Source organism: Streptosporangium album, assembly GCF_014203795.1.
Classification (GTDB): domain Bacteria; phylum Actinomycetota; class Actinomycetes; order Streptosporangiales; family Streptosporangiaceae; genus Streptosporangium; species Streptosporangium album.
Window position 1 is genome coordinate 75,374 of the sequence record NZ_JACHJU010000005.1, and the last position, 19,886, is coordinate 95,259.

25 protein-coding genes and 1 pseudogene are annotated in these 19,886 nt (G+C 70.2%); 4 read left to right on the top strand and 22 right to left on the bottom strand.

The genetic code is table 11. The features are described 5' to 3' along the window. Positions 1-3: 3 nt before the first annotated feature. From FHR32_RS36620 to FHR32_RS36705, 21 genes and pseudogenes are all read right to left on the bottom strand, one after another. On the bottom strand, positions 4-747 hold the full coding sequence (locus FHR32_RS36620; RefSeq protein ID WP_246468394.1) for a DUF3152 domain-containing protein: 744 nt from the start codon (positions 745-747) through the stop codon (positions 4-6). Positions 748-973: 226 nt separating this feature from the next. Further along, positions 974-1,106 (bottom strand): annotated as a pseudogene (locus FHR32_RS45270) (poly(ethylene terephthalate) hydrolase family protein); the annotation flags it as partial. Positions 1,107-1,213: 107 nt separating this feature from the next. After that, on the bottom strand, positions 1,214-1,498 hold the full coding sequence (locus FHR32_RS36625) for an HPr family phosphocarrier protein (protein WP_184759107.1): 285 nt from the start codon (positions 1,496-1,498) through the stop codon (positions 1,214-1,216). A gap of 60 nt (positions 1,499-1,558) precedes the next feature. After that, on the bottom strand, positions 1,559-1,843 hold the full coding sequence (locus FHR32_RS47485) for an MDR/zinc-dependent alcohol dehydrogenase-like family protein (protein WP_345004746.1): 285 nt from the start codon (positions 1,841-1,843) through the stop codon (positions 1,559-1,561). Further along, positions 1,738-2,589 carry an alcohol dehydrogenase catalytic domain-containing protein gene (locus FHR32_RS47490; RefSeq protein ID WP_345004722.1) on the bottom strand — a complete coding sequence of 284 codons (852 nt, stop codon included), beginning with the start codon at positions 2,587-2,589 and terminating at the stop codon, positions 1,738-1,740. Before FHR32_RS47490 ends, FHR32_RS47485 begins: the two co-directional genes overlap by 106 nt. Further along, complete coding sequence (locus tag FHR32_RS36635; protein WP_312882869.1) at positions 2,586-3,059, bottom strand: PTS mannitol transporter subunit IIA; 474 nt, start codon at positions 3,057-3,059, stop codon at positions 2,586-2,588. The genes FHR32_RS47490 and FHR32_RS36635 overlap by 4 nt, the downstream gene beginning before the upstream one ends. Then, positions 3,040-3,348, bottom strand: a complete 309-nt coding sequence (locus FHR32_RS43540) for a PTS sugar transporter subunit IIBC family protein (RefSeq protein ID WP_221466733.1) — start codon at positions 3,346-3,348, stop codon at positions 3,040-3,042. The genes FHR32_RS36635 and FHR32_RS43540 overlap by 20 nt, the downstream gene beginning before the upstream one ends. Before the next feature lie 3 nt (positions 3,349-3,351). Continuing rightward, positions 3,352-4,416, bottom strand: coding sequence for a mannitol-specific PTS transporter subunit IIC (mtlA, locus tag FHR32_RS36640; protein ID WP_221466734.1), 1,065 nt, complete (start codon positions 4,414-4,416; stop codon positions 3,352-3,354). 114 nt (positions 4,417-4,530) lie between these two features. Then, on the bottom strand, positions 4,531-5,031 hold the full coding sequence (locus FHR32_RS36645) for a 1-phosphofructokinase family hexose kinase (RefSeq protein WP_312882870.1): 501 nt from the start codon (positions 5,029-5,031) through the stop codon (positions 4,531-4,533). Continuing rightward, positions 5,028-5,789: a DeoR/GlpR family DNA-binding transcription regulator gene (locus FHR32_RS36650; protein WP_184759108.1), complete on the bottom strand. Its 762-nt coding sequence runs from the start codon at positions 5,787-5,789 to the stop codon at positions 5,028-5,030. The genes FHR32_RS36645 and FHR32_RS36650 overlap by 4 nt, the downstream gene beginning before the upstream one ends. Before the next feature lie 300 nt (positions 5,790-6,089). After that, entirely contained in the window at positions 6,090-6,632 is a 543-nt protein-coding gene (locus FHR32_RS36655) for an RNA 2'-phosphotransferase (RefSeq protein ID WP_184759109.1), read from the bottom strand. Between the two features lie 78 nt (positions 6,633-6,710). Next, on the bottom strand, positions 6,711-7,154 hold the full coding sequence (locus FHR32_RS36660; protein WP_184759110.1) for a type II toxin-antitoxin system PemK/MazF family toxin: 444 nt from the start codon (positions 7,152-7,154) through the stop codon (positions 6,711-6,713). A 126-nt stretch (positions 7,155-7,280) separates the two neighbouring features. Continuing rightward, the gene (locus FHR32_RS36665) at positions 7,281-8,084 is read right to left on the bottom strand and encodes an isocitrate lyase/PEP mutase family protein (protein ID WP_184759111.1); all 804 of its coding nucleotides are present in this window, start codon (positions 8,082-8,084) and stop codon (positions 7,281-7,283) included. A gap of 272 nt (positions 8,085-8,356) precedes the next feature. Then, positions 8,357-8,701 carry an RNA polymerase-binding protein RbpA gene (locus FHR32_RS36670; RefSeq protein ID WP_012892001.1) on the bottom strand — a complete coding sequence of 115 codons (345 nt, stop codon included), beginning with the start codon at positions 8,699-8,701 and terminating at the stop codon, positions 8,357-8,359. Between the two features lie 146 nt (positions 8,702-8,847). Then, a complete protein-coding gene (locus FHR32_RS36675; protein ID WP_184759112.1) occupies positions 8,848-10,200 on the bottom strand; it encodes an MFS transporter in 1,353 nt (450 codons plus the stop codon). A 40-nt stretch (positions 10,201-10,240) separates the two neighbouring features. Then, complete coding sequence (locus FHR32_RS36680; RefSeq protein ID WP_312882871.1) at positions 10,241-11,038, bottom strand: glycerophosphodiester phosphodiesterase family protein; 798 nt, start codon at positions 11,036-11,038, stop codon at positions 10,241-10,243. An 80-nt stretch (positions 11,039-11,118) separates the two neighbouring features. Then, positions 11,119-11,679: an RNA methyltransferase gene (locus FHR32_RS36685; RefSeq protein WP_184759114.1), complete on the bottom strand. Its 561-nt coding sequence runs from the start codon at positions 11,677-11,679 to the stop codon at positions 11,119-11,121. 88 nt (positions 11,680-11,767) lie between these two features. Beyond that, positions 11,768-12,394, bottom strand: coding sequence for a class I SAM-dependent methyltransferase (locus FHR32_RS36690; protein ID WP_184759115.1), 627 nt, complete (start codon positions 12,392-12,394; stop codon positions 11,768-11,770). Positions 12,395-12,426: 32 nt separating this feature from the next. Next, positions 12,427-13,374 (bottom strand): VWA domain-containing protein, encoded by a 948-nt coding sequence (locus FHR32_RS36695; RefSeq protein WP_184759116.1) that lies wholly within the window; start codon positions 13,372-13,374, stop codon positions 12,427-12,429. Next, positions 13,371-14,330 carry a DUF58 domain-containing protein gene (locus FHR32_RS36700; protein WP_184759117.1) on the bottom strand — a complete coding sequence of 320 codons (960 nt, stop codon included), beginning with the start codon at positions 14,328-14,330 and terminating at the stop codon, positions 13,371-13,373. Before FHR32_RS36700 ends, FHR32_RS36695 begins: the two co-directional genes overlap by 4 nt. Beyond that, the gene (locus tag FHR32_RS36705) at positions 14,327-15,331 is read right to left on the bottom strand and encodes an AAA family ATPase (protein ID WP_184759118.1); all 1,005 of its coding nucleotides are present in this window, start codon (positions 15,329-15,331) and stop codon (positions 14,327-14,329) included. The genes FHR32_RS36700 and FHR32_RS36705 overlap by 4 nt, the downstream gene beginning before the upstream one ends. Positions 15,332-15,442: 111 nt before the next feature. Between FHR32_RS36705 and FHR32_RS36710 the strand changes: the two genes are divergently transcribed. Continuing rightward, positions 15,443-16,198 (top strand): hypothetical protein, encoded by a 756-nt coding sequence (locus tag FHR32_RS36710; protein WP_184759119.1) that lies wholly within the window; start codon positions 15,443-15,445, stop codon positions 16,196-16,198. Between the two features lie 142 nt (positions 16,199-16,340). Here FHR32_RS36710 and FHR32_RS36715 read toward each other — a convergent pair whose 3' ends face one another. Next, complete coding sequence (locus FHR32_RS36715; RefSeq protein ID WP_184759120.1) at positions 16,341-16,982, bottom strand: response regulator transcription factor; 642 nt, start codon at positions 16,980-16,982, stop codon at positions 16,341-16,343. A 193-nt stretch (positions 16,983-17,175) separates the two neighbouring features. Between FHR32_RS36715 and FHR32_RS36720 the strand changes: the two genes are divergently transcribed. The 3 genes from FHR32_RS36720 (at position 17,176) to FHR32_RS36730 (ending at position 19,730) form a co-directional block, all read left to right on the top strand. Continuing rightward, the gene (locus FHR32_RS36720; RefSeq protein ID WP_184759121.1) at positions 17,176-17,406 is read left to right on the top strand and encodes a Rho termination factor N-terminal domain-containing protein; all 231 of its coding nucleotides are present in this window, start codon (positions 17,176-17,178) and stop codon (positions 17,404-17,406) included. A gap of 158 nt (positions 17,407-17,564) precedes the next feature. Beyond that, on the top strand, positions 17,565-19,223 hold the full coding sequence (locus tag FHR32_RS36725) for a catalase (RefSeq protein WP_184759437.1): 1,659 nt from the start codon (positions 17,565-17,567) through the stop codon (positions 19,221-19,223). A 234-nt stretch (positions 19,224-19,457) separates the two neighbouring features. Continuing rightward, positions 19,458-19,730, top strand: coding sequence for a WhiB family transcriptional regulator (locus tag FHR32_RS36730; RefSeq protein WP_221466736.1), 273 nt, complete (start codon positions 19,458-19,460; stop codon positions 19,728-19,730). Positions 19,731-19,886 lie beyond the last annotated feature (156 nt).

Consider the following 19,886-nt stretch of genomic DNA (forward strand, 5'->3'; position numbering starts at 1 on the left):
CCCTCAGCGCCGGGGCGACGGCCAGGCGTTGGGGCGGCAGCCGTACAGCGACTTGGTCTGCTGGAGCATCACCGGGGCCCGCTTGCCCTGTCCGGGGCAGGACTCGTGGCTGTGGCCGAGGCCGTGGCCGACCTCGTGGTTGATGACGTACTCCCGGTAGGTGGCCACGTCGCGGCCGTAGCCGCGCACGCCCTCGTTCCAGCGCACCGCGTTGATGGTCGCGCGCCTGCCGTTCCAGCACGACAGGGTGCCCAGGGTGACCATGGGCAGGCACTGCCGGTCCGTCGTCGCCGGGCTGGACAGCGACACCCTGATCTTCACGGGGCCGCGCGCCACCCGCTGGAACCGGAATCCCCAGCTCCGCCGGTCGTTGAGGATCCGGTGCACCTCGTCGGCGAACTCGCGCCCGTCGAACGGCAGGCCGCGCTCGACCTCGACCACGTACCGGATCACCTTGCCCGCGCGGCCCGCGGGGGGACGGGCGTCGCCGGGGACGACGGCGTAGCGACCGCTCGCCGCCTTCGGCACGGTCACCCTCGCCGGCTGGCGCCGCCCGTTGGCCATGAGGAACGTCTGCTCGGGTCCGGATGTCCGCGTCGGCTCGGGCGGCGGGGTGGGCGTCACCGAGACGGCGGGCAGGGCGACCTCGGAGGGCGTGGGCCGGTCGGGGGATTGTGCGGATCCGCCGGAGGCCGGCGTGGGGTAACCGTTCAGCACGGCACCGCCGCCGACCAGCAGCGAAGCCAAAATAAGCAGGGCAATAACCCACACAACGGTCTTAAGGTCATAACCCTTTACGTTCCTCAACATAGGCCGTAAACCTTATTGCTTCGGCCGTTGTTGTCGATCACGGGGGAGAACGTGATCAGGCAGAGGGCCGGAGGCCCGCCCACGGGGCCTGCCGACGGCGGCGGCCGTCGGCAGGCCCGGACGGTCCGGGCACCCTTGCGTTACGGGGCCAGGGCTGTCCGGTCTAGGAATGGGGGCAGGCGTCCTGGTACATCGGAGATGTTCCTGTCGCCCCGAGGAGCCGGGCACAGGAACTGCTCGTAGCGGATGTCGTCGTCGACGAAGCGCTTCAGCCAGGAGACGCTGTATTTGGCGATTGGGGACTCCGGCGGCTGCTCGGGGGACTCACCGGCCTGATGTGATCGCTCTCCTCCGTCCCGCCGCCGATACCGGTCGCACCCCGGCGGGCGGGATGGAGCGGCTCTCAGCCACCGGAGCCCTCTTCCGCGTCGAGATCGCGGGCGAGCAGTTCGGCGAGTGAGGCCAGCGCCGCCTCCGCGTCCGGCCCCTCCGCGTCGAGGGTGACCTCGGTCCCCTGTACGGCGCCGAGGGACAGCACGGCAAGGATGCTGTTGGCCGGGACCGGCCTGCCGTCACCGGCACGGATGCGTACCGGCACCCCCAGCCTGGCCGCGGCCTGCACGAAGATCTTCGCAGGCCGGGCGTGGAGGCCCGTGCGTGAGGCGACGACCACTGTCCTCTCCGGCATCTCCGGTTCTCCTTCCATGAGTTTTCACGAGCGTTGTTCTCATAAGGACCACGAAGGGGGTCAAGGTTCGACGGTGACCTTGATGGCCGCGCCCCGGCTGACGATGTCGATGCCCGAAAGGACCTCCGAGAGCGGGAGCCGATGGGTGATCAGGTCGGAGACCGGGACCGCGCCGTCGGCGATGAGCCGCAGGGCCCGGACGTTGTGGGCCGGGTTCGACCCGTTGGCGCCGACGATGGTCAGTTCGCGGTGGTGCACCAGGTTGGAGTCGCAGCCGATGATCGGGGCGTTCTTGGGCAGGCCGCCGAAGAAGCTGATCCGGCCCTGGCGCGCGGCCATCCGCAGTGCCTGTTCCTGCGCCGCCCCGGAGGCCGCGGCGGTGATGACGACGTCGGCCCCCGTCCTTCGGTCAGCTTGAGCACCTGCTCGACGACGTCCCCGCCGTGAACGGCGGCGTCCGGCCGGACCAGCCCGGCGGCCGTCTCCAGCCGCTCGGCGTTGATGTCGACCAGGAACACCCGTGCCGCACCCCGCGAGCGCGCCAGCCGCACGTGAAGACAGCCGATGGGACCCGAACCCATGACCACCACGTCGTCGCCCTCACCGACGCGGGCCAGCTCCTGGCCGTTGAGCACGCAGGCGAGCGGCTCGGCCACCGACGCCTCGGCGAAGCCGACACCGGTGGGGATGCGGTTGAGGCCGTCCACGGCAAGGACCTTCGCCGGGACGACCATGTATTCGGCGAAGCCGCCGTCGTAGTGGTATCCCATCGACTCCTGGTTCGGGCAGACCGTCATCCGGCCGCGCCGGCACTCCTGGCAGTTCCCGCAGGGGATCGCGGCGATGACCTGTACCCGGTCTCCCGGGGCCCACCCGACGGCGTCGACGGCGTCGACCACCTCGCCCGCGATCTCGTGTCCCATGACCCGGGGCGGCTTGATGTGGTGGTGGCCGTGCTTGAAGATCTTGACATCGGTGCCGCAGGTGGAGCAGTTGCGTACCCGGATCTTGACCTCGCCGGGGCCGGCGACGGGCTCGGCCGCCTCCTCGACGCGGATGTCACCGGGGGCGTGGAAACGGGCGACCTTCACCGGAGCTCTTCTCCCTCTTCGATCGGTTGCAGCAGCCGGATCACCTCGGCGACCTCCGTGGCCTCGCGGAGAGCGCGGGCGCGGTCCGGGTCGAGCAGGATCTCGGCGAGTTCGGCGAGCAGCCGTACGTGCCCGTCGCCCCGGGCGGCGATGCCGATGCAGACCGTCACCTCCTCACCGTCCCAGTCGACGCCGCCGGGGAAGCGCACGACGCAGACGGCGTCATGGCGGACGGTGTCCTTGGCGGCCAGGGTGCCGTGCGGAATGGCGACACCCTCGCCGACATAGGTGGAGACGGAGCGCTCGCGTTCGAGCATGGTGCCGATGTAGGCGCTCTCGACCGCGCCGACGGCGAGCAGGACCTCGCCGCACTGCCGGATCGCGTCATCCCGGTCCCTGGCGGAGGCGGCCGGCCGTACGGCCCGCGGATCGAGGGGGAGGGGGGCCGTGTCAGGTATGGACGGTCCCACCACTCTTGATAGTGGCGATCAGCCTGGTCACCGCGGGGTCGCCGATGAAGACCTGGAACGGCACCAGCACGGTGCCGGGGGCGCCCGCCCTGGCCCGGTCGGCCAGGCCCACGTGGCAGAGCACGACGTCGGCGTCGGCCGGGATCGAGTTGACGGGGGTGTGCTCCACCCGGACCGGCAGCCCCTTGAGCTGTTTGCGGAGCTGGGTGGCGAGCATCACGCTGCTGCCCATCCCCGCGTCGCACGCCACTACGATCTTGTGGATGTCCTTGCTCTCGATGCTGGCCATCGGTCACGCCTCATTGGCGACGGGTGAGGGTTCGGTCTCCGCGGGGGTCCCCTGCTCCGGCTCGTCCTTGGCGCCCCTGCCGAAGCCCAGAAGCGCCGAGGCGACGGCGAAGGAGACGAGGGTGGCCACGACGATGCCGGCGATGACGCCGAACCAGCCGCCCTTGGGAGTCACCGCGAGGTAGGCGAAGATGCTGCCGGGCGACGGTGTGGCCACGAGCCCGGCGCCGGTGACGATGAAGACGAGGATTCCCGAGGCTCCGCCGGCGATCACCGCGAGGATCAGCCGTGGCTTCATGAGCACGTAGGGGAAGTAGATCTCGTGGATACCGCCGAGGAAATGAATGATCATTGCGGCGGGGGTGCTGGGACGCAGCGACCGGGGGCCGAAGAGCAGGTAGGCCAGCAGCAGGCCCAGGCCCGGACCCGGGTTGGACTCCAACATGAACAGGATCGACTTGCCGTGCTGCACGGCCTCGGCGACGCCGAGCGGGCCCAGCACGCCGTGGTTGATGGCGTTGTTGAGGAACAGCACCTTCGCGGGCTCGATCAGGGCCGAGGCCAGCGGCAGCAGGTTGTGACTCACCAGCCAGGCGACCGCGTCGCCCGCCGCGTCGGTGACCGTGCCGACGACCGGGCCGATGGCCTTGACGCCGGCCAGGGCCATCGCGCCGCCGACGACGCCGGCGGTGAAGTTGTCCACCAGCATCTCGAAACCGGCCTTGATCCGTTCCGCGGTGAAGTCGTCCACCAGCTTCAGGATGAAGGCCGCCAGCGGGCCGATGATCACCGCTCCGAGGAACATCGGGATGCCCGACCCGACGACCACACCCATCGTGGCGACGGCGCCGACCACGGCGCCACGCTGGCCGTGGACCATCCGCCCGCCGGTGTAGCCGATCAGGATGGGCAGCAGGGTCTTGATGATCGGATCGACGAGGGCGGCGAAGTCCTCGTTCGGCAGCCAGCCGGTGGGGATGAAGAGCGCGGTGATCAGGCCCCACGCGATGAAGGCGCCGATGTTGGGCATGATCATTCCGGCGAGATGCCCGCCGAAACGCTGGATCATCGCTCGCGCACCGGTCCCTTGGACGGTGGGGGTGTACTCGGAACATGTGCTGGTGCTCCTTCCGGGGCGACCGGCGGATGGAGGGGCCGGCCAGGGGGTGAGTGCGGGCCGCTGTCAGCCCCCGGACCGCAGCGGCAGGGCGGGATCGGCCGTGGTGACGCGGACGTGGTCACGGGAGATGTCGCCGGGGACCTCGGGGGGGAGGCTGCCGGAGGCGACCACCCAGCCGGCCGAGGTCGCGGCGCCGAGCACCGCATCCGCGATGGTGTCCAGTTCGGCGGCGGACAGAGCCGTGCCAGGTTCGTTGATCTTGGTGACCGTGCCGTCGGGTTCGGCCAGCGTGACGTTCGAGCGGGTCGGCCCGGCCACCGGGACTGTGATCATGTCGATGCCCTCGGACGCGAGCAGGTCCACCAGCTGGCGTCTTTGATCACCGCCGAAGGGGATGACCGCGCAGGAGGCGACCCGGTTGGCCAGCAGCGCCCGGGAGACGTTCACCCCTTTGCCGCCCGGGTCGAGATGTGCGGCGGCGGCGCGGATGACGGCTCCCCGGGTCAGCGACCCGATCTCGATCGTCCGGTCCAGGCTGGGGTTCAGGGTCAGCGTCACGATCACGCGCGGATCACCTCGGGTCCGGCCGAGGCCAGTTCGGCCGCCAGCCCGGCGTCCAGTCCCGTGTCGCTGATCACCACGTCGATCTCGGCCACCGAGGCGAAGCGCGCGAGGTAGGTGGAGGTGAACTTGGCGTGGTCGGCGAGCAGCACGCTCCGCTCCGCCGCGTTGATCATCGCCCGCTTGATCGCGGCCTCGGCCGGGTCCGGCGTCGTCAGTCCCTTGGCGACCGAGCAGCCGTTGGCCGCCATGAACGCCACGTCCACGTGGATGTCGGCGAGCGGTCGCAGCGCCCAGTCGTCGACGGTGGCCAGGGTCCGCCCGCGGACCCGGCCGCCCAGCATGATCACCGTGAGGTTCGGGCGGGTGGCCAGCGTCGTGGCCAGCGGAGGCGAGTTGACGATGACGGTGAGCTCCCGGTCCACGGGCAGGGCCTGGACCAGCCTGGCGGTCGTTGACCCGGCGTCGATGATGATCGCGCCGTCCTCCGGCAGTTCGCCGAGGGCGGCCTTGGCGATGCGTTCCTTCTCCTCGGTCATCACCTCGTCCCGGGTGGCCAGCGCGGGCTCGAAACCCAGCCGCTCCACCGGGATGGCGCCGCCGTGCACGCGCCGGACCACCCCTGCCCGCTCCAGCGCGGTCAGGTCGCGGCGGACCGTCTCGGTGGTGACGTCGAACTCTTCTGCCAGCGTCACCACATCCACGCGCCCGACGGCCCGTGCGCGGAGCAGGATCTCCTGCTGCCGCTCCTCGGCGTACATGCTGTTGATTCACCACCGTTTCAATGTTGTTTCATCTGTGTTTACACCCGTATGTATTGGAAGGTCAATGGAGTCGGGTGCTCTGTTTCGCAGGGGTTTACTCGCGGCAGGGAGGCGGACGACGGCCGCGCGTCTCCGGCACGAAGGCTCCGGCCGGAAAGAGGACAGAAAAAGCCCCGGGCGATCGCCCGGGGCTCTGTCAGGGGTGGATGCCGCCTCCGGCGCCGTTCTCACCCGGTGTCTTCCGTCGCGGTCACCCCGCTGCGTCCGACCCGGTCAGCACGTGGCGGCGCGGGAGCGTCAACCGGGGAAGGCGATGGAGGCGGGCGGGACGTGGCCGACAAGCCAGACTCCGTTGGCACTGATCCGGAATTCGTGACCGGCCCGGTGCATGTCCCCGGAGCGCACCACCAGGACGACCGGCCTGCCGCGCCGCGCACCCACCCGGGTCGCCGTCTCGCGGTCGGGAGACAGATGCACCGCATGCCGGCTCATCGGACGCAGCCCCGTATCCCGGATCGCCGCGAGGCGATCACCCACCGTGCCGTGGAACAGGAACTCCGGCGGCTCGGCCACCGGGAGATCCAGGTCGACGGCGACGGAGTGGCCCTGGTTGGCGCGGATCCGGTCGTCCTGGACGGCGAAGCGCCGCTTGTCGTTGCCGGCGACCACCTGGGCGAGCTCCTCGCGGGTGATCGGGAAGCCGTGCCGCGCGGCGGCGGCCAGTAAAGGGCCGATCTCCGTCCAGCCCGCCGGATCGAGCGTCAGCCCGATACGTCCGGGCTGGTGGCGCAGATGCCTGGACAGGAATTTGGAGACCCGGATGAGGCGTCTGTCGTCCATGAGACCCCAGCATGCTGGCTCTTTCCGCGTTTTTCCAGCGGATATGCACGCACCACGAGTTCGATCCCCGTGGCCGTTCTAGCCGTCGACCGCCCAGCCCTGAGTCCTTCTCAGGACGGCGGCCACGCGGGCGAACTGCTCGCGGCCCATGACCGCCCCCTCGCGCCGGAGGTCGTCCTCGTCAAGCTCGAAGACCCGGTCCAGACGCAGGTAGGAGACGCGGTTGTCCCGGTCCCAGTGGCCGGCGCCGATCTCCAGCCACTCGCGAGGATCCCCGTCGCCGCCGCGGCTGGACAGCATCATCGCGAGCAGTCTCCGCCCGTGACGGCCTACGACCAGCAACGGCCGGTCCTTGCCCCTGCTCGGGTCCTCCTCGTACGGGACCCAGGCCCAGACGATCTCACCCGGGTCGGCGAGCCCGTCCAGATCGGGGGAGTAGGCCAGGGTCGCCGCCCGGTCGACACCGTGGACCTCGCGGACCACGCCCCGGGACGGCCGAGGGTCTTCACCAAGATCGCGCATCTGGACATCCTAGGGGACGCGGGGGAGACGCCACCGTCCGGAGCCGCCTCGGAACGGCCGCACGGGCGTCAGGAGCTCACCGGGCCCGCACAGCCTCCGACACGGGCGTGTCCCCGCTGGTGAGCTTCAGCGTGCGGCCATGGCTGCCGGGAGGTCCGGGTCATAAGGGCTCTGGCCGGCCTTGATGGCCGCGACCATCTGCGTCGTGTAGGCCTGTACGGCGCGGTGCAGGCCGGGACCGAAGCTCACCCGGGCCACCCCGAGACCGGCCAGCTCCTCGAGCGACGGCGTGCCGGGGTGGAACGCGATGTTGATCGGGCCGCCGATCTCTCCCACCAGGGAACGGATCACTCCGGCCTCGGAGGCGAAGATCGGATAGACGCAGTCGGCCCCGGCCTCCAGATAGCGGCGCCCGCGCCGGACCGCTTCGGCGAGCCTCTCATCCGGGGGCCCCTCGCCGTGGAGGTAGGTGTCGACGCGCGCGTTGATCACCAGACCGGTGCCCGCCTCCGAGGCCGCGGCGCGGACGGCGGCGAGGAACGCGGCCTGCTCGTCGGCGTCGACCATCTTGCCGGTGCGGGGATCGGAGTCCTCAAGGTTGCAGCCGACCGCGCCGGTGGCGGCGAGCCGCTCCACCAGCTCCGCCGGCTCCATCCCGTAGCCACGCTCCAGGTCGGCGGTCACGGGGATGCCGACCGCCCGGACGATCCGGGCGATCGCGGCGAGCATCTCCTCGGCCGGGGCGACCTCTCCGTCGTCGTATCCGAGCACCGGGGCGACCGCCGCGCTCCCGGTGGCGACCACCGGGAATCCGGCGGACTCGACGGTACGGGCCGATGCGGCGTCCCAGACGTTGGGCAGTACCAGCGGGTTGCCCGGTACGTGCAGCGCCCGCAGGGCCGTCGCTCTCTCGATGGTCGCCGTGTTCATCAGGTGCCTCCAGAGGGCGGGAACGCGGAACGGTCTCGTGTGGTCCTCAACCTCCCGGTCCCGGCCGTGGAGGGGATGAGGTGAAACGATCCTAGAAAAGCCGGTGGGCGGACGGGGAGGTCCACCATCGGAGCGATCGGCTGGTCCACTTCCAGGGCGCACCCGGAGGCCCGGCCTTCCGCGTCTCGCGTTCGCCACCCTGGGACGGCCCGGGCACGCCACAGCGAAGACCCCCGGCTCCCTTTCCGGGAACCGAGGGTCTCCTGAGTCGGTCAGGCACTCTTACGGCGCTGGGCGCGTAGAATCGCCAGGCGCTCGTTGAGCACCTCCTCCAGGTCCTCGATTGTGCGCCGCTCCAGCAGCATGTCCCAGTGTGTCCGCGGGGGCTTGGCCTTCTTGGCCTCCGGTAGCTCACCATCGACCCGGATCGCGGTCGCGCCGCACATGCGGCACTCCCAGGTCGCCGGGATCTCAGCCTCGGCGGCCAGTGGGACGTCGAATCGATGGCCCTTCGGGCAGGTGTAGGACACCTCCTGGCGCGGAGCCAGATCGGTGTTGCGGTCGTTCTCGTAGCTGGTCGCCCCGAGTCGGGTACCGCGTAGCGCACGCTCGCCCATGTCTCAATGCCTCCTGAGGGCCCCGTCGTGAGGGGTTTGTCTCCCACGGCGTACAACGCTTGATACCGTGTGTGGATTCCCACACATGGGGTGATCCAATCGCGCTTCTTGACCCGGTCTGCGATGGGACCCTTTCGGAGGGGTGCTCAGATGCGCTCCGGCACCGGATTCCCGGCGGCCCGGATGGCTCTGGGCAGGTTGATCGCGGCCAGCAGGACGAAGCCGAGCACGAAGAAGATCACCAGTGAGATGATGCCGAGACGGTAGCTGTCGGTCAGCTGGAGCGCCAGGCCGAGGGTGAACGAGCCGAGGAAGGTCGAGCCCTTGTCGCTGATCTCATACAGGCTGTAGTACTCGGCCTCCTTGCCCGCCGGGATCACGTGGGAGAACAGCGACCGCGACAGGGCCTGGGTGCCGCCCATCACGATGGCGATGGCGAATCCGAGCGCGAAGAACGGCAGCGCCGACCCCTTGGGAAGGAAGTAGGCCACGCCCACCACGGCCGTCCAGCCGACCAACGCGCCCATCACGACACGTTTCGCCCCGTAGGAGGCGGCCAGGCGGCCCAGCAGCAGGGCGCCGCCGAAGGCGACGAACTGCACCATGAGGATCGCCGCGATCCGCACGGTCTGGCTCAGTCCGAGCTCCTTGTCGGCGTAGGTGGCCGAGAAGGAGATGACGGTCTGCACTCCGTCGTTGTAGATCAGGTAGGCGAGCAGGAAGCCCAGCGTCAGCGGGTAGCGGCGCAGTTCCCTGACCGTACGGCCGAGCTGCCGGAAGCTCCCGGCCACGGCCTGGGCGGCGTTCTCGGCGCCCGAGACGAGGGCACGCCGGTTACGCAGCCGCAGCATCGGGATAACGGTGAACCCGGCCCACCACACTCCGGCCGAGGACAGGCAGATGCGCACGGCCGTACCCTCGGAGACGCCGAGCGACTCGTGCCCGAGGAAGAGGGCGAGGTTGACGGCGAGCAGCAGGCCGCCGCCGAGGTAGCCGAATCCCCAGCCCTGGGCCGACACCCGGTTCCGCTCGTCCGGGGTGGAGATCTCCGGCAGGAACGAGTTGTAGATGACGAACGCGGCGGCGAAACCAAGGTTGGCGATCACGAACAGCGCGCCGCCCAGCAGGTAGCGCCCGTCGGCGACGAACCAGAAGCAGATCGTGGCCCCGGCGCCCAGGTAGGCGAACAGCCCCATGAGCTCCTTCTTGCGGCCGGTGTGGTCGGCCAGGGCGCCGGCGACCGGCATCAGGATGATCTGCAGGATGGCCGCGGCGCCCACCACGAACGAGTAGTAGGCGCTGGGCCGCACGTCGAACCCGAGCACGTCCACATACGGGCGGCCCTGGGCGGCGGTCTCGGCGATCGTCGTCAGGTACGGACCGAGGAAGACCGTCAGGACCGTGGAGTTGAAGGCGGAGTTCGCCCAGTCGTAGAAGTACCAGCCGCGCTGTTCGCGGCGGGTCTGGGGGGAGTCCTCGACGACCTGTTCGGCGGTCATGGGCGGTCCTCGGTTCGCTGGGGGGACGGGGAGGTACGGCTCAGGCGGCGAGCCGGCCGGGGTGCCACTGGCCGCGCGCCTGGAGAACCTCGCGGAGGCCGGAGATGTTGTCGGTCATCACACCGTCCACGCCGAGGTCGAGCAGGCGCTCCATCTCCCGGGTGTCGTTGACGGTCCACACGTGGATCTGCATGCCGAGGGCGTGCGCCGTACGGACCAGGGAGGGGGTGGTGACGCGCAGGCCGCGGAAGCCCAGCGGGACCTGTGCGCAGGGCACCCCGGCACGGGCCAGGTGGGCGAGCAGGCGGCCGTAGCCGGAGGTGGCGGCGGCGGCCCGCAGAGCCGCGACGCCACGCGGCCCGAGCGCGGAGCACACCTCGCGGCCGATCACGGCGCGGGCGCGGGCCAGCCGCTCGTCGGAGAAGGAGGTGAGGCAGATCCTGTCGTAGGCGTTGGTCCGCCTGACCGTCTCGGCCAGTGGCCCGATGGCCGCGGATTCCTTGATGTCGATGTTGAAGCGGACCTGCGGCCAGGAGCCCAGCAGGTCGTCCATGAGCGGGATCTCGTCCACGCCGCCGATCCGCGCCTCACGCACCAGGCGGTAGGGCAGGTCGGCGATCCGGCCACGCCGGTCGGTCACCCGGTCCAGGGTGTGGTCGTGGAAGGCCAGCAGCACCCCGTCGGCGGTGGCGCGCGCGTCGGTCTCCAGGTAGGCGTAGCCGAGCTCCACGGCGCGGGCGAACGCGGTGTGGGTGTTCTCCCGGCCCTCGGCCGCCCCGCCCCGGTGGGCGAAGGCGAGCGGGCCGGGATGGTCGAGGAAGGGGTAGCGACGCTGCACGTGCAGGAGTATGCCCGGTGTGGGCATGGCTCGTCATCGCGCGGAGATGAACGTTTGGGTCACGGGATCCCAGATCGCCCTCAGTCCCCGGCGGGCGGCTCCTTGCCTGACCACTCCCGGCGGCGGACCTCGGCCAGCGTGATCGCGGTCGCGACCGCGACGTTGAACGAGCCCACCCGGCCGACCTGCGGGATGTAGCAGACGCCGTCGGCGGCCTCCAGCAGCGCGGGGGAGCAGCCGTGGTCCTCGCTGCCCACCACCAGGCACACGTCACCGCCGAGCTCCGCCTCGTGCAGCGGCGCCGCGTCCCCGGTCAGCTCCACCGCGACGACGGTGAACCCGTCCTGCTTGGCGGCCCGTACGGCCTCCACCACGGGGACCGGCTCCTCCCAGGCCACCAGGCGGTCGGTGCCCAGAGCGGTCTTCTGCGCCTTGGGGTTGGTGGGGGGAGTGGCGTTGCCCGCCAGCCAGATCCGTTCCACCCCGAAGGCGGCGGCCGTACGGAAGATGGAGCCGATGTTGAACGGGCCGGTGACCGACTCCACGATCAGGGCGAGCCTGCCCTCGGTGTTCCTGCGCCAGGTGCGGTTGAGCCGCTTGACGTCGGTCGGCCGCAGCTGCCTGCGCGGGTTTGCAGTCATCGTTCGTTCACCGTTTCTCGATCGTCTCGCGGGAGGCCCGTGCCTCGCCCGCCGTTCCACTCCCCGCGCATGGCTCGATGCGCGGGGCTCACCGCGCCGGATCCGCCGTGCCGGGCACGTCCGGCCGGGCTCGCACCCGCAGGACCCGGTAGGAGGACCGGGAGGCCATCCGGTCCGTGGGCCAGCCCCGCTCGTTCAGCCAGCGCTGCAGGGAGTCCGACCCCAGGTGCTTCTGGACCACCAGGTAGGCGATGCCGTCGGGGGTGAGCCGCGACAGCCAGCGGGTCAGCATCTCGTGCATCGCCGCCTTGCCGATGCGGATCGCCGGGTTGGACCAGATGGTCGTGTAGCGGACCTCGGGCGGCACCTCGTCGACATGCACCGACCTTACTTTGTCAAGGGCGGCGGCCCGGGCGTTCCTGGCGCACAGCTCCACCGACCGGCGGTTGACGTCCACCGCCCAGACCGTCGCTCCGGGCGCGCGGGAGGCCATTGTCAACGCGATCGGCCCGTATCCGCACCCCAGGTCCAGCAGGTCACCGCCGGCCGGGGGAGGGGGGACGGTCTCCAGCAGGATCCGGGTGCCCTGGTCGATCCGTTCGGGGGAGAAGACCCCGCTGTCGGTCTCCAGTTTCAGATGCAGGTCGGGGAGCACGAGCGTGACCGAGCCGGGACGGCTGGCGGTCTCGGGACGCTCCTCGAAGTAATGTGCCACGTCATAGAACGTTACCAATGGCCGAGACCGGCTCAGGGCAGCCGCGATCCCAGCAGCAGGCCCGCCGCGGCGACCAGCAGGCCGGTCAGGAGCGCCGCCACGACGAACCACTGGCTGATCTCCTGGTTGACCGTCCGGTAGCCGAGCGAGGTGCCGATCTGCTCGTAGACCTCCCGCAGCTGGGTGCCCGACTCCGCCTCGTAGGCCCGGCCGGAGGTGCCCCCGGACAGGGACTGCAGCGTCGCCTTGTTCACCGGGACGTTCACGTCGCGGCCGTCGATCGAGACGGTGCCGTCCTGGGTGCCGTAGGCGATCGTGGAGATCGGCACGCGCGCGCTCGTCGCCGCGTCGATCGCCTCGGCCACCGACCGGCCCGAGGTGTTGTCCCCGTCGGACAGCAGCACGATCGCCGAGGGCGGCGGGTCGGTGACCGCCTGCTGGTCGAAGGAGCGGATCGAGTCGAGGGAGTTGAACACCGCCTCACCGATGGCGGTGCCCGCCCTGGTGGTCAGATTGCCGAGAGAGGTGGCGACCGCCTGGTGGTCGGTGGTGGGGGAGACCACGACCGAGGCGGAGCGGGCGAAGGCGACCACTCCGACGTTGAAGCGCTCCGGCAGGTCCCTGACGAACTTCTGGGCGGCCTCCTTGGCGGCGGTGATCCGGTTGGGCTGGACGTCGGCGGCCTCCATCGACAGCGAGACGTCCAGCGCGATGATGATGGTCGCGCGGTCACGGGGCACGCGCACCGAGTCGGCGGGCCGGGCCGCGCCGACGATCAGCAGGCTCATCATCAGCAGGAACAGGGCCGGGGTGACGTGCCGTCGCCAGCCCGGTCCCGCGGGGGCCACCAGGGCCAGCAGCGGCAGGTTGGTGAAGCGCACCGCGTAGCGTCGCCGGGCGAACTGGGCGGCCACATAGCCCGCCACGACCAGCGCGAGCACGGCGAACAACCACAGCAGGGCCGGAGAGAGGAAGGTCACCGCGTCACTCCTGAGGTCGGGTGCCGGTGCGTCAGGTGTGCCATGCGCCGCTGCCGCAACACGAACTGGGCGATGTCGAAGATCCAGTCACGGTCGGTGCGCAGCACCAGGTGCGCCACCCCGCAGCGGCGCAGCGCCATCTGGGTCGTCGCCCGCTGGACGGCGGCCGCCTGCGCGTAGGCCGCGCGAACCTTGGGGGTGAGCTGGATCTGGCGGCTCCGCCCGGACTCCGGATCGGTCAGGCTGACCAGTCCCACGGGCGGCAGCTCCAGCTCGCGGGGGTCGATCACCTCGATGGCCAGCACCTGATGACGGGTGGCCAGGCGGCGGATCGGCCGCTCCCAGGGCAGCTCCAGGCCGGGGTCGAGGGTGGGTTCGGCGTCCAGGAAGTCGGAGACGATCACCCGCATGCCGCGGCGCCGCCGCGCGGAGGCGAGCACCTCGATCGCCTCGGCGAGGTCGGGGGCGTCGGCGACCGGCCGTCCCCGGGGGGCGTCCATCAGGGAGTGCAGCAGGCCGTACAGGGCGGAACGGCCGCCCCTGGCGGGCATGCGGTGGATGTGCTCGTCGTGCAGGACGTAGGCGCCGAAGCGGTTGCCGATGCGGCCGGTGAGGAAGCCGACCGCTCCGATCGCGGCCACCACCAGGTCTCGCTTCTCCATGGCGGCGGTGCCGAAGTCCATGCTGGGCGACAGGTCGGCCAGCGCCCAGGTCTCCAGCTCCCGGTCGGCGATCAGGTCCCGCACGTGCGGGACCGTGGTGCGGGCGGTCACCGCCCAGTCCATCCGGCGGATGTCGTCCTCGCCGGGGACGTAGACCCGGCTGTCTCCGTACTCGCTGCCCGGTCCGGGGAGGAGGCCCTGGTAGGAGCCGTGCAGCAGTCCGTCCAGGCGGCGGACGATGGTCAGCTCGAGTCGGCGCAACGCCTGCTCGGAGGTGTTCACGGGCGTGGTCATCGGGGTCCCTGGTTCCACACCACCAGGGGAGGGGGGACGGCGGCCAGGATCTGCCTGACCACGTCTTCGGGGTCGACGCCGTCGGCCAGCGCGTCGAAGGTGAGCATCAGCCGGTGGGACATCACGTCCACGGCGACGTCGCGGATGTCGTCGGGGAGAAGGTAGTCACGGCCCCGCAGCAGGGCCAGGCCACGTCCGGCGGCGACGAGGCCGAGCGTGGCGCGGGGGCTGACCCCGATCTCGATGTTCTCCTCCAGTCCGGTGATGCCGTACTCGCCGGGGGCGCGGGTGGCCATCACCAGCCGGACCACGTAGTCGGCGACGAGCTGGTGCACCGAGACCTGGTCCGCCATCGCCTGCAGTGCGATCAGCCGTGCGGGGTCGAGCACCGCTCTGGGCGTGGGAGGGGCCACGCTCATCCGGTGCAGGATCTCCAGCTCCTCATGGGCGTTGGGATGGACGACGCGGATCTTGAAGAGGAACCGGTCGCGCTGGACCTCCGGGAGCGGGTAGACGCCCTCGGACTCGATCGGGTTCTGGGTGGCCAGCACGATGAACGGCTTGGGCAGCGGGTGCGTCTGCCCGGCCAGGGACACCTGCCGCTCGGCCATGACCTCGAGCAGGGCGGACTGCACCTTGGCCGGGGCGCGGTTGATCTCGTCGGCGAGCAGGAAGTTGACGAACACCGGGCCGAGCTCGACGTCGAACACCTCGCGGGAGGGATGGTAGACCCTGGTCCCCACGATGTCGCTGGGGACCAGGTCGGGGGTGAACTGGATGCGGGCGAACGCGCCGCCGACCACGGTGGCCAGCGTGGAGGCCGCCAGGGTCTTGGCGACACCCGGCACGCCTTCCAGCAGGCAGTGGCCACGTGCGAGGAGCGCCACGAGGAGCCGCTCCACCATGTGATCCTGGCCCACGATGACCCGCTGGACCTCGGCAAGGGCCTCGCGTAGCAATCCGGTACCGGTCTCGCTTGGCAGTTCTTCGGCGACGGTCATGTTGATATTCCACCAAACGAAATGCGTGACCGCACAACCTGCGGGTGCGTATTTTCCTGTTAGTACCCACACGGGGGCTGTGTGATCGTCGCCATATGCTTTCATGGCAGCGTGGCCAGTCCGCTCCAGTACGGTGATCCGCCCCATCTGGGGCCTTTCGTCCTCCAGGCCCGCCTGCGGGTGGGGCCGGCGGGGCTGGTCTACCTCGGGCAGGGTTCGGACGGCAGGGTGGTCTCGGTCGCGGTGCTGACCAGGGGGGCCGCGCTCGACCCGGTGGCCCGCGACCGGTTCGTCACCGGCATCCGCGAGGCGGCGAGCGTCCGTTCGAGCGTGCGGGGCTGGATGGCCAGGGCGACGCGCGGCCGTACCGCGGTGGTCGGCGCGATCCCCCAGGTGCTGGCCATGGACGGCGGCAGCGCGCCCTGGGTGGCCACGCCCTACGAACCGGACCGGGCGGGGGCGGAGCGTTTCCTGGAGCCGGTGCTGGTGAGCGGCACGCTCATCGGCGAGCGGCACGGCCCGGACTTCGCGCCCTACTGGGTGAGCGACCGTTCGCCCGCGCTGCCCGCACCGCCCAAGGCCGCGCCGCCGCCCACCGAGACCCGCCGGTCGGTGATCGTCGCGGGGGTCGTGCTGACCGTGTTGCTGGTGCTGCTGGCCGTGATGACCTGGCTGTTGTTGCGCCAAGACGAGGATGCCCAGCCGCTGCCGAGGCCGTTGCCGCTGACGACGTTCGTGCCGACCCCCCCGCCGGTCCCCGCGACGCCGGAGCCGGAACGGCCCACCGCGTCGCCGTCTCCCTCGCGGAGCGGGACCGCGACCCCGGGGCCGAAGCCGGGTGACGAGAACGAGGGCTCGCCGATCTAGGTCCGCGGGGGTGTCGCGCGGAGGGTGGGCGGGGCCGGTTCGAGAACGCTCGCGCAGCGGCGTGGGAGCTCGGCGGAGCGACGCCGATGGCCGGTTCAGCTGGGGCGTTTCCACGGAGGGCCATGTCAACGGAGGGGCCGTCTCAGCGGGGGGAGACGAATCCCGACTCGTAGGCGGTGATGACGGCCTGGGTGCGGTCGCGGGCCTCCAGCTTGGCCAGCACGTTGCCCACGTGGGTCTTGACCGTCTCCATGCTGACGACCAGTTCGGCGGCGATCTCCGCGTTGGACAGACCGCGGGTCATCAGCCGCAGCACGTCGCCCTCACGTGAGGTCAGCCGGTCGAGGCCGGGGACGGCCCGGTTGTCCTGGCGCCGCGCGGCGAGTCCGCGGATGGCGGCCGGGAACAGCAGGGAGTCGCCGACGGACACCGTCCGGATCGCCTGGACCAGCTCGTCGGGGCGGGTGCGCTTGAGCAGGAAGCCGCTCGCCCCGGCGAGCAGGGCCTCGTAGACGTAGTCGTCGTTCTCGAAGGTGGTGACCACGATGACCTTGGCCGGTTCGGGCATCGAGGTCAGCCGCCGGGTGGCCTGGATGCCGTCCACTGCCGGCATCCGCACGTCCATCAGCACCACGTCCGGCCGGAGCTCGCGGACCATGGGTATGACGGCGGCTCCGTCCGCGGCCTCACCCACCACGGTGAGGTCGGGTTCGGAATCGATGATGATCCTCAGGCCGGCACGGATCAGGTCCTCGTCGTCGGCGATCACCACACGCAGCGTCATGACTCGACCCTAGAGGGCTTCCCGCCGCGCCCGGAAACCGTCTCCGGCGCCGCCTGCCGCACCGGCCGCCTGTCCGGTTGACCAACGGAAAACGGTTCGAGGCCGGTGTGCCGCCACCAGATCCGCCGCTTCCACGCCGAGTCCGCTGCTCGCGCTGTCCGGCACATCGGCGCAGGTCGGAGATTGCCGGCCGATGCCGTGGCGACCCCGACAGGGACGCAAGGGTCCCTCCGACGCCCAGGCGGCCAGGCACACCCCGAAGCCGGGGAAGACCGCCGAGGGGGTGGACGCCAAGGCGTCCAAGCACCATCTGTACGACGTGGCCAAGCGCCTGGACATCGGCGGCCGGTCGACGATGACCAAGGACCAGCTCGTCGACGCCATCAAGAAGGCCAACCGGAAAGCCACGGCCAAGTCCCGCTGACCGGTGGACCCTGCCGGGCGTCGTTCACGTGAGCTTCCCTCTTGTGGAGATTCTTTTCATTTCATGCTATAAGCCGCTTTTTGGAGGATATGGAAGTCATGCGTACCGGCAAGTCCTGGTACGCCGGAAATGATCACCGCAAGGAGGGAAGCATCATCATGACGGACGTGTCGGGCGTGGGGCCCCAGCCGGGTGACGAGCGATCGGTGCTGACCAACCGTCAGGGGCATCCGGTCTATGACAACCAGAACCAGCGCACGGTCGGTGCGCGGGGCCCGGCCACCCTGGAGAACTACCAGTTCCTGGAGAAGATCAGTCACTTCGACCGCGAACGGATCCCCGAGCGGGTGGTGCACGCCCGCGGGGTCACCTCCTACGGATACTTCGAGGCCTACGGCAAGCTGGGCGACGAGCCGGTCAGCCGCTACACCAGGGCGAAGCTGTTCCAGGAGGCGGGCAAGCGGACCGATGTGGCCGTGCGGTTCTCCACCGTGATCGGTGGCCGGGACTCCTCCGAGGCGGCACGCGACCCGCGCGGGTTCGCGGTGAAGTTCTACACCGAGGACGGCAACTGGGACCTCGTGGGCAACGACCTGGCGGTCTTCTTCATCAGGGACGCCATCAAGTTCCCCGACGTGATCCACTCGCTCAAGCCCGACCCGGTGACCTTCCGGCAGGAGCCCAACCGGATCTTCGACTTCATGTCGCAGACGCCGGAGAGCATGCACATGCTGGTCAACCTGTTCAGCCCGCGGGGCATCCCGGCCGACTACCGGCACATGCAGGGATTCGGCGTCAACACCTACAAGTGGGTCAACTCCGAGGGTGTGACCCGCCTGGTGAAGTACCACTGGATGCCCAAGCAGGGCGTGCGGAGCATGACCGCCGACGACGCGGCCGCCATACAGGGCCAGGAGCTGGGCCACGCCACCAAGGACCTGCACGAGGCGATCGACCGCGGTGACTTCCCCGAGTGGGAGCTGCTGGTGCAGATCATGACCGACGAGGAGCATCCCGAGCTGGACTTCGACCCGCTGGACGACACCAAGGTGTGGCCGGAGAACGAGTTCCCCGCTCTGCCGGTCGGCCGGATGGTGCTGAACCGGAACGTGGCCAACAACTTCGCCGAGAACGAGCAGATCTCCTTCGGCACCGGAGTCCTGGTCGACGGGCTCGACTTCTCCGACGACAAGATGCTGGTGGGCCGGACGTTCTCCTACAGCGACACCCAGCGCCACCGGGTGGGGCCGAACTACCTGCAGCTACCGGTCAACCAGGCCAAGAACGCCGAGGTGCACACCAACCAGCGCGACGGCCAGATGACCTACCACGTCGACGGCGAGGGGGAGAACCCGCACGTCAACTACGAGCCGTCCATCACCGGAGGGCTGCGCGAGGGACGGTATCCCACTTATGACGAGCAGGGGCCGGTCGTCTCCGGGCGGCTGACCCGCAAGCGCATCCCGAGGACCAACGACTACGCCCAGGCGGGCCAGCGCTACCTGCTGATGGAGCGGTGGGAGCGCGACGATCTCGTGCTGAACCTCGTCACCATGCTCTCGCAGGCCGTGCGTCCGGTCCAGGAGCGTATGGTCTGGCACTTCCTGATGGTCGAGGACGACCTCGGGCTGCGTGTCGGGGAGGGGCTCGGGATCGGTCCCGAGGACGTCGCCCACCTGGAGCCGCTGGCCACCCAGGTCCTGAGCGAGGAGGAGCGCGACCGGCTGTCCAATCTCGGCAAGAACGGGCCGCGCGATGTGAGCGGCCTGAAGATGACCCACGGCGTCCCCAACAAGCGGGCGCAGCCGGTCGGGTGACGGCCGGTCCCGGCCGGGGGAAGGAGACTCTCCCCCGGCCGGGACCGGAGGCGGCATGAGGGCGTCGCCGGCCCGAGATCCGTACGGCATCCCGCACCTGGAGCCGGGTGAAAAGCCGAGGTCAAAGTCGGGTTATTTTTCACCCGAAAAGGTATGAATGTGTTTTTTACGGGCACCCGATCCAGAAGTCGAGCTGTCAACCGCCGTGCTTCTCCCTTTCATTGGATCTCGTAGATGTCTATCCAGGGCAATGTCGTTCCCATCATTCACTGGTCCCGCCGTGCCTCCTGCCTCAGCGAGGACCCTGAGCTCTTCTTCCCCGTGTCCACCGAGGGGCCCGGGCGGGAGCAGTACGAACAGGCCAAAGCCGTCTGCCGCCGTTGCCCGGTACGGCTGCGCTGCCTGGACTACGCCGTGAACACCCACCAGCTGTACGGCGTGTGGGGAGGCACCACCCCTGACGAGCGCAGGGCCGTCGCGGCGGGGATGAAGCACGGAGCCAGATGACGTCGTGCGGGGTGGCCTCGCCGGCGCGGGGGCGGCCTCAATCCCGATCGGGAACCATGGCGGGAACTGGAACAGCACGGCTCCCGGCTTCCCCGCCCCGTGCAGCGGCCTGAGTGCGCTGAGGAACCGCTGCCAGACCTCCTCGGCGATCTCCTG

What these genes read in the sequence shown, in the direction of transcription:
- FHR32_RS36625 (WP_184759107.1), bottom strand. Translation starts at nt 1,498, where the DNA reads ATGCCGGAGAGGACAGTGGTCGTCGCCTCACGCACGGGCCTCCACGCC.
- FHR32_RS43540 (WP_221466733.1), bottom strand. Translation starts at nt 3,348, where the DNA reads ATGGCCAGCATCGAGAGCAAGGACATCCACAAGATCGTAGTGGCGTGC.
- mtlA (WP_221466734.1), bottom strand. Translation starts at nt 4,416, where the DNA reads ATGATCCAGCGTTTCGGCGGGCATCTCGCCGGAATGATCATGCCCAAC.
- FHR32_RS36650 (WP_184759108.1), bottom strand. Translation starts at nt 5,789, where the DNA reads ATGTACGCCGAGGAGCGGCAGCAGGAGATCCTGCTCCGCGCACGGGCC.
- FHR32_RS36655 (WP_184759109.1), bottom strand. Translation starts at nt 6,632, where the DNA reads ATGGACGACAGACGCCTCATCCGGGTCTCCAAATTCCTGTCCAGGCAT.
- FHR32_RS36660 (WP_184759110.1), bottom strand. Translation starts at nt 7,154, where the DNA reads ATGCGCGATCTTGGTGAAGACCCTCGGCCGTCCCGGGGCGTGGTCCGC.
- FHR32_RS36665 (WP_184759111.1), bottom strand. Translation starts at nt 8,084, where the DNA reads ATGAACACGGCGACCATCGAGAGAGCGACGGCCCTGCGGGCGCTGCAC.
- FHR32_RS36670 (WP_012892001.1), bottom strand. Translation starts at nt 8,701, where the DNA reads ATGGGCGAGCGTGCGCTACGCGGTACCCGACTCGGGGCGACCAGCTAC.
- FHR32_RS36675 (WP_184759112.1), bottom strand. Translation starts at nt 10,200, where the DNA reads ATGACCGCCGAACAGGTCGTCGAGGACTCCCCCCAGACCCGCCGCGAA.
- FHR32_RS36685 (WP_184759114.1), bottom strand. Translation starts at nt 11,679, where the DNA reads ATGACTGCAAACCCGCGCAGGCAGCTGCGGCCGACCGACGTCAAGCGG.
- FHR32_RS36700 (WP_184759117.1), bottom strand. Translation starts at nt 14,330, where the DNA reads ATGACCACGCCCGTGAACACCTCCGAGCAGGCGTTGCGCCGACTCGAG.
- FHR32_RS36705 (WP_184759118.1), bottom strand. Translation starts at nt 15,331, where the DNA reads ATGACCGTCGCCGAAGAACTGCCAAGCGAGACCGGTACCGGATTGCTA.
- FHR32_RS36715 (WP_184759120.1), bottom strand. Translation starts at nt 16,982, where the DNA reads ATGACGCTGCGTGTGGTGATCGCCGACGACGAGGACCTGATCCGTGCC.
- FHR32_RS36720 (WP_184759121.1), top strand. Translation starts at nt 17,176, where the DNA reads ATGCCGTGGCGACCCCGACAGGGACGCAAGGGTCCCTCCGACGCCCAG.
- FHR32_RS36725 (WP_184759437.1), top strand. Translation starts at nt 17,565, where the DNA reads ATGACGGACGTGTCGGGCGTGGGGCCCCAGCCGGGTGACGAGCGATCG.
- FHR32_RS36730 (WP_221466736.1), top strand. Translation starts at nt 19,458, where the DNA reads ATGTCTATCCAGGGCAATGTCGTTCCCATCATTCACTGGTCCCGCCGT.